Source organism: Saccharopolyspora sp. NPDC047091, assembly GCF_040643635.1.
GTDB lineage: Bacteria > Actinomycetota > Actinomycetes > Mycobacteriales > Pseudonocardiaceae > Saccharopolyspora_C.
This window is the reverse complement of the sequence record NZ_JBEYUS010000012.1, coordinates 110,410-120,787: the sequence shown is the minus strand read 5'-3', so window position 1 is coordinate 120,787 and position 10,378 is coordinate 110,410. Positions and strand designations below refer to the sequence as shown.

The 10,378-nt window shown below is 71.4% G+C and carries 11 protein-coding genes; 3 read left to right on the top strand and 8 right to left on the bottom strand.

Translation table 11 applies throughout. The annotated features are described in order from the left end of the window. Window positions 1-79 precede the first annotated feature (79 nt). The 3 genes from ABZ805_RS08765 to ABZ805_RS08755 all read left to right on the top strand — a co-directional run bounded on the left by ABZ805_RS08765 (window position 80) and on the right by ABZ805_RS08755 (window position 1,892). A complete protein-coding gene (locus ABZ805_RS08765; protein WP_358436439.1) occupies window positions 80-658 on the top strand; it encodes a helix-turn-helix domain-containing protein in 579 nt (192 codons plus the stop codon). Beyond that, complete coding sequence (locus tag ABZ805_RS08760; protein ID WP_358436436.1) at window positions 655-1,617, top strand: DMT family transporter; 963 nt, start codon at window positions 655-657, stop codon at window positions 1,615-1,617. Before ABZ805_RS08765 ends, ABZ805_RS08760 begins: the two co-directional genes overlap by 4 nt. Window positions 1,618-1,769: 152 nt before the next feature. Then, complete coding sequence (locus ABZ805_RS08755; protein WP_358436434.1) at window positions 1,770-1,892, top strand: hypothetical protein; 123 nt, start codon at window positions 1,770-1,772, stop codon at window positions 1,890-1,892. Between the two features lie 134 nt (window positions 1,893-2,026). Here ABZ805_RS08755 and ABZ805_RS08750 read toward each other — a convergent pair whose 3' ends face one another. From ABZ805_RS08750 to ABZ805_RS08715, 8 genes are all read right to left on the bottom strand, one after another. Further along, window positions 2,027-2,488: a RidA family protein gene (locus ABZ805_RS08750; RefSeq protein ID WP_358436431.1), complete on the bottom strand. Its 462-nt coding sequence runs from the start codon at window positions 2,486-2,488 to the stop codon at window positions 2,027-2,029. Continuing rightward, a complete protein-coding gene (locus tag ABZ805_RS08745) occupies window positions 2,485-4,140 on the bottom strand; it encodes a M24 family metallopeptidase (RefSeq protein WP_358436428.1) in 1,656 nt (551 codons plus the stop codon). The genes ABZ805_RS08750 and ABZ805_RS08745 overlap by 4 nt, the downstream gene beginning before the upstream one ends. Window positions 4,141-4,160: 20 nt before the next feature. Beyond that, entirely contained in the window at window positions 4,161-4,940 is a 780-nt protein-coding gene (locus ABZ805_RS08740) for an ABC transporter ATP-binding protein (protein WP_358436426.1), read from the bottom strand. An 11-nt stretch (window positions 4,941-4,951) separates the two neighbouring features. Then, window positions 4,952-5,980 carry an ABC transporter substrate-binding protein gene (locus ABZ805_RS08735; RefSeq protein ID WP_358436423.1) on the bottom strand — a complete coding sequence of 343 codons (1,029 nt, stop codon included), beginning with the start codon at window positions 5,978-5,980 and terminating at the stop codon, window positions 4,952-4,954. Further along, entirely contained in the window at window positions 5,959-6,804 is an 846-nt protein-coding gene (locus tag ABZ805_RS08730; protein ID WP_358436421.1) for an ABC transporter permease, read from the bottom strand. Before ABZ805_RS08730 ends, ABZ805_RS08735 begins: the two co-directional genes overlap by 22 nt. A gap of 75 nt (window positions 6,805-6,879) precedes the next feature. After that, window positions 6,880-7,806 (bottom strand): 5-dehydro-4-deoxyglucarate dehydratase, encoded by a 927-nt coding sequence (kdgD, locus tag ABZ805_RS08725; RefSeq protein ID WP_358436419.1) that lies wholly within the window; start codon window positions 7,804-7,806, stop codon window positions 6,880-6,882. Between the two features lie 565 nt (window positions 7,807-8,371). After that, the gene (locus ABZ805_RS08720; RefSeq protein WP_358436417.1) at window positions 8,372-8,905 is read right to left on the bottom strand and encodes a GNAT family N-acetyltransferase; all 534 of its coding nucleotides are present in this window, start codon (window positions 8,903-8,905) and stop codon (window positions 8,372-8,374) included. A gap of 154 nt (window positions 8,906-9,059) precedes the next feature. Beyond that, window positions 9,060-9,647, bottom strand: a complete 588-nt coding sequence (locus ABZ805_RS08715; RefSeq protein ID WP_358436414.1) for a hypothetical protein — start codon at window positions 9,645-9,647, stop codon at window positions 9,060-9,062. Between the last annotated feature and the right edge of the window lie 731 nt (window positions 9,648-10,378).

The window sequence follows — 10,378 nt, the reverse complement described above, 5'->3', positions numbered from 1 at the left end:
GCCCGATCCGCCTGGGCGGGTGGGCCACTCACCTCGATCGAAACTGGGTAGACTGGTCTACCTAGTCGGGGAGGTCGGGATGACGGGTGCGCGGGTGAGCGCGCGCGAGCGGCTGCTGTCGGCGGCGGCGCGCCGCTTCTACCGGGACGGGGTGGCCGCGACCGGGATCGACGCGATCACCGCCGAAGCCGGGGTCGCGAAGATGAGCCTGTACAACAACTTCTCGTCCAAGGCCGACCTGGTGCGTGCCTACCTCGAAGCGCGGCACGAGGAGTGGCGGGAACTGCACCGGCGGCGGCTGGACGGGGTCGGGGACGCGCGCGGGCGGGTGCTCGCCGTCTTCGACGCCTACGCCGACCACGCGGAGCTCGCCCACGAGCACGGGTTCCGCGGCTGCGGCCTGCTCAACGCAGCCGCCGAACTGCCCGCGGGGCACGACGGCCGGGACGTGGTGCGCCGCCACAAGGAAGAGGTCGAATCGCTGCTCGCCGCCCCGCTCCGGGAACTGCTGCCCGACCGGCCCGACGACGCGCGAGCCGCCGCGGAACACCTGGCGTTCCTGCTGGAAGGCGCGATGGCCCGCGCCGGGCTCGAAGGCGACGGGGAACGGCTGCGGCGCGCGCGGGCGATGGCGGCGGACCTGGTGGACCGGCTGTGACGCGCGGCGGCAGCTCGCTCGGAGCGGTGGCGGTGCTGCTCGCGTCGGTGCTGTGGGCGACCACGGGGACCGCGGCGACGTTCGCGCCCGACGTGGGTCCGCTGGCGATCGGGGCCGTCGCGATGGGCACCGGCGGCCTGCTGCAGGCACTGGTCGCGGGGCCGCGCCTGGTGCGCGGGGCGCGGCTGCTGCGCGCCCGGCCGGTGCCGGTGCTGCTGGGCGCGGTGGCGGTCGCCGTCTACCCGCTGGCGTTCTACAGCTCGATGCACCTGGCCGGGGTCGCCGCGGGCACCGTGGTGTCGATCGGGTCGGCGCCGCTGGCATCCGCGCTGGTGGAGCGCGTGGTCGACGGGCGGCGGCTGACCCGCCGCTGGCTGCTCGGCGCCGGGCTCGGGTTGTCCGGGACGGTGCTGCTGTGCGCCGCCGAAGGCGGCGGGGCCGCGGTCGCGCCCGGGTGGGGGAGCGCGCTGGGCGTGGTCCTCGGCCTGGTGGCCGGGTGCACCTACGCGACGTACTCGTGGGCCGCGCACCGGCTGATCAGCGGCGGCGCTCCGTCCGCGGTGGCGATGGGCGGCATCTTCGGGCTCGGCGGAGTGCTGCTGCTGCCGGTGCTGGTGGCGACCGGGGCGCCGCTGCTCGTGTCGGCGACGAACGCGGCGGTCGGCGCGTACATGGCGCTGGTGCCGATGTTCCTCGGCTACCTGTTGTTCGGCTGGGGCCTCGGGCGGGTGGCCGCGAGCACCGCGACCACGTTGTCGCTGCTGGAACCGGCGGTGGCCGCCGTGCTCGCCGTGCTCGTCGTCGGAGAACGGCTGCCCGCCGCGGGCTGGACCGGCGTCGTCCTCATCCTCGGCTGCCTCGTCGTGCTCACCGCCCCGATGCCGGGAATCCGCCCGCGACTCGTCACCGCGCGCCGCCGCGCGGCGCACCCGGCACCTGCCCCGGCGGCGGAGGACTGAACGCGGAACCACCCCATCGGGCCTGCCTGCGGCGGGTGGCACCGGGGCACACTGCGATCAGTGTCTCCGCACCGGTCGTGGGGCGACGCGGGCCGACCTGGCCCGGGGTCCCCGGGGGCTCGGACGAGCCCCGTGGTGGAAGGGGCAGGGTCATGGCCGACGACGAGGAAACGAGGCCGAAGCGCAAGAAGATCGCTGAGCGGTGTGCAGTTCGCGTGGTGACCAGCCTGATCACCAACCTCGCGATCCGTCTGCTGCTCAACGAGATCGAGTGATCGTTCTTGCCACCCGGCGGGCCCGCCGCGCAGGCGGGCCCGCCCCCTCCCACAACCGTCCACTCCGGACGGATCTGTCCTGGCCCGGTCCGGGAAGCGGAATCTCGCCCCCGAACCGGGCGTGGTCAGAGCGGTCAGGGCCGGACGGTGATGATCGCGTCGAGCTCGACCAGAGCCCCTTGCGGCAGCGTCGGCGCGGGGAGGGCGGTGCGGGCGTGCCTGCCCGCGTCCCCGAGCACGTCGATCAGCAGCCGGGACGCGCCGTCGACCACCTCGGGCTGCTGGATCGCGTCCGGAGTGCTGTTCACCCAGGCGTTCACCTTGAGCACCCGCACCACGTTCTCCAGCCCCACCGCGTCGTCGACCCGCGCCAGCAGGTTCAGCGCGCTGACCCGCGCGGCGGCCACCCCGGCGGCCACGTCGGCGTCCGCGCCGAGCCGGCCGCCGAGGACCTCCCCGGCGGCCGTGCGGGAGATCTGCCCGGACACGTGCAGCAGTTCGCCGGACAGCACGGCGGGTTCGTAGGCGTACTTCGGCGGACCGAGCACCGGCAGTTCCAGGGACAGCTCGGCGAGCCTGCGGCGGACGGCGCTCACCACTTGCTCACCACGTAGGTCCGGTCCGCGCCGATGTACCAGAGGTCCTCGGTGCCGATGGCCACGTCGTCGTACCGCCACGGGATCTCGGCGGCGCCGAACGAGCCGACCTGCAGCACGTGCTCGTAGCCGGGCCGCAGCTCGTTGGCGAACGACTCCTGCTTGCCCATCAGGTGCCCGACGTTGCGCTTGCGGTACTCGGTGTTGAAGTCGACCTCGGTGCCGAGCACGCCGATCTCGCGCATCCGGTCCAGGTGCGGTGCGAGGTACTCCAGCGTCCCCTCGTGCACGTCCTGGCAGACCACGCCGGGGCGCAGCTGGCCGATGATGCCGTCGCGCACCACGTCGAAGAAGAACGCGTACGCCTCCTTCGCGCCCGCGGTGCGGGGCAGCGAGCGGGCCATGTCGGAGGTGGCGACGGTGACGCCGCCCGCCACGATCCGCACGCCCGCGTCGAGCTGGATGCAGGTGGTGTCCCGGTCGATCGGGAAGTCGACCGGCGGCCCGGGGAACAGCATCCGGTTCGACGAGTGCAGGTTGGTGAAGTACGGCTCGATGCCGAACGGGATGTCGCGCTCGGTGCGGAACTCGACGATCTTGTCGAGGTAGACGGCGTAGATGTCGAGTTCGCTGAACTCGCGGCCTTCCTCGATGCCCCGCTCCGCCCACGCGAGCGCGGCTTCGATGGCGAACACGCTGGTGCGCGCCGCGATGATCTGGAACGCGAGGTCTTCGCGGTCCCGGACGTCGCGCCAGTGCCCGAGCGCCGCGGAGATGCCGACGAGCTCGCTGCCCGCCTGCTCCAGTTCCCGGGCGAAGCCGATGCCGACGAACTCCTCCTCGACGCCGACGCGGGTGCCGGGGCTCAGCTCGGCGACGGCGGCCCCGAACGAGTCGTACCGGCCGGCGGGCGTGCCGGGCAGGCCGGGGGTGCCTTCCGGGGCGAGCACGACGAGGCGCCCGGCGGCGGGCAGCCACACGGCGACGGCGCCGTCCGGCCGGTCGTGCCCGGTGACCTCGGTGTGGTTGGGGGTGGCGGCCAGCAGCACCGCGTCCAGCCCGTGCTCGCCGGCGAGTGCGGTGAGCGCCGTGAACCGGGTGTCGTCGCCGTCGGGGAGTTCCGCGGCGAGCCCGTCGAGGTGGTCGACGCCGTCGATGAGCTTCTCCGCGACCCGCGCGCCCTCGGAGCGCCATTCGGCGAACCGGGCCAGCACCGACGCGGTGTCCACCTCGTGGGCGACCACCGGTCGCGGCGTGGTGGCGTCCACGGTGACCTCCAGGGCACCGCCGGCGGTGAACGCCCGGTGGTGGGCCAGCACGACGTCCGCGGCCAGGTGCACCCGCCCGTCCCCGGCGAGCTCGGCGACGAGCTCGGACAGCGAGCCCGCCACCCGGGTGCCTTCGACGACCCGCGGATCGATCGTCACCCACGGGGCGTAGAAGCGGATCTGCTCGGCAGGCACGCCGGCCGACAGCGCGTTGCCCTGCTCCTGCTGGCGCACCAGCAGGAGCCGCTCGCCGTCGCGCTCGGCGATCAGCGGGCTCACGAGCGGGTAGGAGTCGAGGCGGATCGCGGAGAACAGCAGGCTGCGCCGGGCGTTCAGCCCGTAGTGCTGCTCGACCAGTGCGTCGTCCGCGGTGAGGTGCAACATGTGTTCCTCCGGGGTCGTGATCAGCTGATGCCGGTGGTGACGCCGATGTGCGATTCGATCTCGGTCGCGTAGTCGGAGAAGGCGGGGGAGAAGCGGTGCTCCTTGCCGCGCGGTCGCGGCAGGTCGACGTCGACGTCGGCGACGATGCGGCCCGGCTTGTCGCCGACCACCACGACGCGGTCCGCCAGCCACACCGCTTCCGGGATGCTGTGCGTGACGAACAGGACGCTGCACCCGGTGTTGCGCCAGATCCGCTGGATCTCGAAGTTCATCGAGTCGCGGGTCATGGCGTCGAGCGCGCCGAACGGCTCGTCCATCAGCAGCAGCTCGGGCCGCGACACGAGTGCGCGGCAGATGGCGACGCGCTGCTGCATGCCGCCGCTGAGCTCGTAGGAGTAGCGGGTGGCCCGGTCGCCCAGGCCCACCATCTCCAGCAGTTCCCGGGCGTAGCCCTCGGCTTCGCGGTCGCGGGTGCCGCGGAACTCCAGCGGCAGCAGCACGTTGTCGAGGTTGTTCCGCCACGGCAGCAGCACCGGGCTCTGGAACACCATCGCGATGTCCTCGAGCCCTTCCTTGATGGGACGGCCCTTCACCAGGATCTCGCCCTCGGTGGGTTCCTGGAGCCCGGAGATCGTCTTCAGCAGCGTCGTCTTGCCGCTGCCGGACTGGCCGACGATGGAGACGAACTCCCCGGGGCGCACGCGGAAGTCCATGCCGCGCAGCACGGTGTTGTGCTGGCCGTCCCGCGACCGGAAGGTCTTGCCGACGTCGTTCACCGAAATCGCGTATTCGTGGCTCATCTGGGTCTCCGTCACGGCGTTGTGATCGTCTGGCCGCGGTGCAGCGGTTCGAGGTAGTCGTTGCTGTAGACGTCGGCGGGGGTGAGGTGCGCGTCCGGGCTCAGCCCGAGGAAGTCGCCCGCGACGTCGATCATCTGCTGGACGCCCGCGTCGTCCATCTCGCCGTATGCGTCGCCGGATCCCCAGTTCAGCTCGCACTGCTCGTTGATGGCGAGCACGACGGTGCGGTCCTCGTACCCGCTGACCTCGTTCCCGAAGTCCTGCGCGGCCTGCTCCGGGTGTTCGCACGCCCAGAGGAAACCCCGCTGCATCGCGCGGTTGAACCGCTTCACCTGGTCCGGGTGGGTGCGCAGCTTCTCGTCGGAGGCCACGATGCCGTTGCCGTACAGGTCGATGCCCAGGTCGGACCACTTGAGGACGGTGGCCTGCCGGTCGAGCGCGTCGATCGTCGGCTGGTCGGAGACGTAGAGCGCGAGGTTCGCGTCCCACTGCCCGGCGACCAGACCGGGCATCTTCGCGGCGCCGGTGGCGTGCACGACGCGCACGTCGTCGACGGCCATGCCGAGCTTGCTCAGCGCGTACGGCCACATCGCGGTCATCGCGCCGGTCGCTTCGGTGGCGACGGTCTTGCCCCGGAGGTCCTGCCAGTCGTCGATGCCGGTGCCCGCGAGGGCGATGACCGCGTAGGCCGACCGCGCCTGCACCAGGTTGACCTGCTTGACCTCGGCGCCGCGGCCTTGGCTGAGCACCGAGGATCCGTAGTCGGCCCACCCGAAGTCGACCTTGCCGGTGTCGACGGCGGTGACGGTGTTGGTGGAGCCGGAGCCCGGCATGACCTCCAGGTCGATGCCCTCGGCGGCGAAGAAGCCGCGTTCGACGGCCGACACGAACGGCGCGTGCTTCGGCAGCCAGCTGACGTCGAGCATCAGCGACATCCGGTCGCGCCCGGTGTCGGCGCCGCAGGACACCAGCGCCAGCATCGCCAGCACCGAGCCCAACGCGAGCAGCGTCCGCGCCCTCACCGGGTGTGCTGCTTCCACGGGACGAGCTTGCGCCCGGCGAGGTCGACCAGGAAGAACAGCACCAGCGCGATCGCGGCGAGCACGATGAACGCGGCGAACATCGACGGCAGATCGATCTGACTGTTCGCCAGCATGATCACGTAGCCGAGTCCCTTGGACCCGGCGATGAACTCGCCGACGACCGCGCCGCCGACGGCCAGCGAGATGGAGATCTTCGCGCCGGAGAGGATCGACGGGATCGCGTAGATGAACTCGATCTTCGTCATCTTCTTCCACTGCGAGGCCTTGTTGATCCGCGCCAGCTCCTGCAGCTCGTGCGGCACCGAGCGCAACCCGTCATAGGTGTTGATCACCAGGGGGAAGAACGCGATGGCCATCGCCACGAACGCCTTCGACTCGAAGCCGAAGCCGAACCACACGATGAACAGCGGCGCCAACGCGACCTTCGGCACCGTGTCGATCGCGATCAGCGCCGGGTACAGGAAGCTGCGCACCGTCGTCGAGTAGTGCAGCGCCGCCCCGCACAGCACGCCCAGCGCGGTGCCGAGCGCGAACCCGGCCAGCGCCTCCTGCAGCGTGATGAACGTGTTCTCCGCGAAGTAGCCGGGGCGTTCGGCGAGCTCTGCGAACGCGGAGAGCGGGCCGACCATCAGGTACTCCGGCGGGGCGAACACCCGCACGGCGATCTCCCACAGCGCGAACAACCCGACGATGCCGACGACGGCCTTGACGGCGGCGAGCACCGATTCCCGGTCCGGTCCGCGGCGGCGCGCCGGTTCCGCCGTGCGCTCGGCGGCAGGTCCCGGTGGCGCGGGTGCGCTCGGGGTCAGGGGTGGGGTCATGCGTTCCTCACAACATTGGAAGGTGCACGGACGAGGGACGGGGCCGGGTTCCGCGTCGGCCCCCGGCCCCGCGGATCAGGGGACGAGCGCGCGCGAGGCCGCGACCACGTCGGACAGCAGCGCCCGCTCCTGCTCGTCCAGGTCGGTCAACGGCGGCCGCACCGGGCCCGCCGGATGTCCCGTCAGGCCCAGGCCCGCCTTCACGATGCTCACCGCGTACCCCGGGCTGCGGTCCCGGATCGCCGTGTACGGCAGCACGACCTCGTCGAGCAACCGCCGCACCCGCGCCCGGTCGCCCGCCCGCACCGCCGCGTAGAAGGACAGCGCGAACTCCGGCAGGAAGTTGAAGATCGCCGAGCTGTAGGTGGTGACGCCGAGTTCCAGGTACGGCAGCGCGAACGTCTCGGCGGTCGGCAGCCCGCCGATGTAGACGAGCCGGTCGCCGAGCCGCGAGTGGATGCGGGTGATGTTCTCCAGGTCCCCGACGCCGTCCTTGAACCCGATCAGGTTCGGGCAGGCGTCCGCGAGCTCGGCGACGGCATCGGCCGAGTACACCGCGTTCGCCCGGCTGTAGATCACCACGCCGAGCGAGGTCGCCGCGCACACCGCGCGCACGTGCGCCACCAGACCGGCGCTGGACGCCTCGGTCAGGTAGGGCGGGAACAGCAGCACCCCGTCCGCGCCCGCGGCCTCCGCGTCCTGCGCGAACGCGACGGCCTGGGCGGTGCCGTGGCCCGCGGGCGCCAGCACCGGGGTGCGCTCCGGCGCGCTCTGCACCGCGGCGCGCACCACCCGCCCCACCTCGTCCGGCGTGAGCGAGAAGAACTCGCCGGTGCCACCCGCCGCGAACAGTCCCGCCACGTCGTACTTCGCGAGCCGCGCGATGTTCTCCCGGTACGCCGCCTCGTCGAACGCGAGCTCGTCGGTGAAGTGCGTGACCGGGAACGACAGCAGCCCGGAACCGAGGCGGTGGGCGAGCTCGCTGGGAGCGATGGCCGGCATGTGCGTTCCTCCTGGCTGACAACGGACTGCGATTGCAGGTGAGCGTAAGGAGCAACGACCGATCCCGTCCAAGACTCGTTTCGCATCGAGTGATGCGCGGATTGGATCGATGAGCACGGTCGGTGCGGGATCTCGCCCCCGACCGCCCCCCGGATGCCGGAGCGGGGCCGCCGGGACCGGAGGCCGGGCTCGGCGGCACCGGCGGACCGCGGGAGTCACCGGCGGGGGAGGCACCGGTGCGGGAGGCTCGGTGCGAGGAGTTCGCGCGCAGCGGGGGTTGCCGGCGCGGGGGTTTTCGGCGCGAGTGGTCCGCGCCATCGCGTCGCCGGCGCGGAGGCTTCGGTGCGAGGGGTTCTCGCACCGCCGGAGTCTCCGGCACGAGGGCTTCTCCCGGTTTCGCCGTGGTCTCCGGAGCGCGGGGCCGCCGCGATCGCGCCGGGATCCGAAAGTGCGCACCGGTTTCCCGAGATCGGGGGAGTCCTGCGACGCGAGGTGGCCCCGGTCCGCGCAGGGCCCCTGGACGCGAACGGGCCTCGGCCGCGCGGTCCGCGCCCGACCCCGAACGTCAGAGCTCCCGCCGCCAGACCCGGTCGTCGTCGACCCGGTCGCCGAGCGCGAACGTGCAGCGCCCGACCTCCGCGAACCCGTACCGCCGGTAGAACCGCTTCGCCCGCTCGTTGTGGTCGAACACCGTCAGGTAGATCTCCGGAGCCCGCCGCGCGACGGCGGTCCGCAACGCCCACTCCACGAGCTCGACGGCGACCCCGCGGCCGTGCCACTCCGCGAGCACGTAGATCTGCTGCAACTCCACGGACCCCGGTGCGGCGCCCACCGCGGGCGCCCGCAATGGCGTCACCTTCGCGTACCCCACGGGTTCGTCCCGGTGGAACCCGACCATCCAGTGCACGTCCGGATTCCCCAGATCCCGATCCATCGACCCGCCGGGTCCGTAGGCCTCGTCGAGGAACTCCCCGAACGGTCCCGCCTCGTACAACGCCCCGAACGTCGCGGCGAACGACTCCCGGGCCATCGCCCTGAGCGCCGCGTGCTCGCCGACCTCGGGAGCGGAGTAGGTGATCTCGTTCGAACGCAGTGCCACAGCGATCTCCTCCAGCACGGAAGACGCCCTTGGCCAGAACGGGAACCCGAGCGTGACAGGCCGAAGCCCGCTGCAGCGCCCCTCGAACCCCCGCCGGGACCCTACCGGTGCGGCGGGAGCGCTCGCGGTGATCCATCCGTCGACGCCGTCGACTTCAGGGGCCGGCGAGCGCCCGCAATGCGGGGTGGTGAAGTCCCGCTACGCCGTATTTGAGGTGGAGCAGCGCGACGGAAAGCCACGGCGCAGTCGGCCCGACGAGCCGGATCGGTTCACTTCCGTAGCAGACGTCCACGAAGTGGAAGGTGATGTTCGGCCGGATGTCGTGCAGGGCGGCGATCAAGTCGCCTTCCCACCGGCCGTCCAACCAGAACAGCACCGACGACTTGGTGAGCAAGCAGGTAAGCGGGCCGAAGAAACGCCATTGCGGCGCGGCTTCTCGCTCGGCGCTGCGTCGGGCGGCGTAACGGTCGGCGAGATTTCCCAGCATCGCGCCGAGGACGAACGCCGGACTTCCCACGGCGAAGTACCCGGGTGTCGTGTACTGGACGTCGGCTCCCCGGAACCGTCCGACGTCGTAGCGCTCTTCGAAGATCAGTTCTTCTCCGGGGGCCAGGCGAGGATCGCCGGTGACACCGCCCAGCTGCCCGCCCGCACCCAAGTACCGGTACAGCCGTTGCGCGTCGCGGAATACGAGTTCGGCGTGCGCTCGCTGCTGGCGAAAGATTTCCCTGTTGCGTCCCACTGGATCCCCGATACAACGGTCCGGCCATCGAGCAGATCGGAGTATGCCGCAGTCGAATCCGGCAAAGGGGGACCGTTGCCGAGTTGAGTGGATCTCATCCTGGCAGGGTCATGAATTGATGTAGGAAAATTACGAAGTGAATTTCGGAGACCTCATCTGTGCGGCAGGAAGTGCTCTCCAGAGCATCCGGTGCGGCCGATCCCCGATTCCTGTTGCGTTCTTCCCCTGCTGTGCACTCGGCCCTGTTCGGTGCGGATCCGAGTGCTCCGGAGCGCGCCGGCCCGCAGCCGGCGGCAGTGCCGATGGTCCAGGCCTTGTTCGAAGCGGACGCTGCTTCCGATGCGGCGCGCGGATCTTCGCTCGTTGACCGGCTCCAGCGCATCAGCACCTGTTCCGCGCCTGCCGTCACGCGGGGGAGGACCGCGTCCCGCACGGCAGGTCGCGTGCCGGTGCGAGCGGGGAAACAGGCATCGGGCCCGACCACTGCGGACGTGCGCACGACCCGGCGAACGGGTCGGGCTCTCCTGTCCTGGCAGCGGTCGGTGGTGCCGCCGGACCACGCCGCCGAGGTGAGTTCTCGACCCGTGCAAAGAAAAACGGCCAGGTCGGAAAGTTCCGACCTGACCGTTTTCTGGTGGGCGATACTGGGATCGAACCAGTGACCTCTTCCGTGTGAACGGGGGGCCGCCGCTGGCCTGGTGTTTTCCTGTGTCGGCCAGTGCGATTCCGTG

Excerpts from the sequence above, each read along its gene's own strand:
- ABZ805_RS08745 (WP_358436428.1), bottom strand. The coding sequence starts at position 4,140 with ATGTTGCACCTCACCGCGGACGACGCACTGGTCGAGCAGCACTACGGG.
- ABZ805_RS08740 (WP_358436426.1), bottom strand. The coding sequence starts at position 4,940 with ATGAGCCACGAATACGCGATTTCGGTGAACGACGTCGGCAAGACCTTC.
- ABZ805_RS08765 (WP_358436439.1), top strand. The coding sequence starts at position 80 with ATGACGGGTGCGCGGGTGAGCGCGCGCGAGCGGCTGCTGTCGGCGGCG.
- kdgD (WP_358436419.1), bottom strand. The coding sequence starts at position 7,806 with ATGCCGGCCATCGCTCCCAGCGAGCTCGCCCACCGCCTCGGTTCCGGG.
- ABZ805_RS08730 (WP_358436421.1), bottom strand. The coding sequence starts at position 6,804 with ATGACCCCACCCCTGACCCCGAGCGCACCCGCGCCACCGGGACCTGCC.
- ABZ805_RS08755 (WP_358436434.1), top strand. The coding sequence starts at position 1,770 with ATGGCCGACGACGAGGAAACGAGGCCGAAGCGCAAGAAGATCGCTGAG.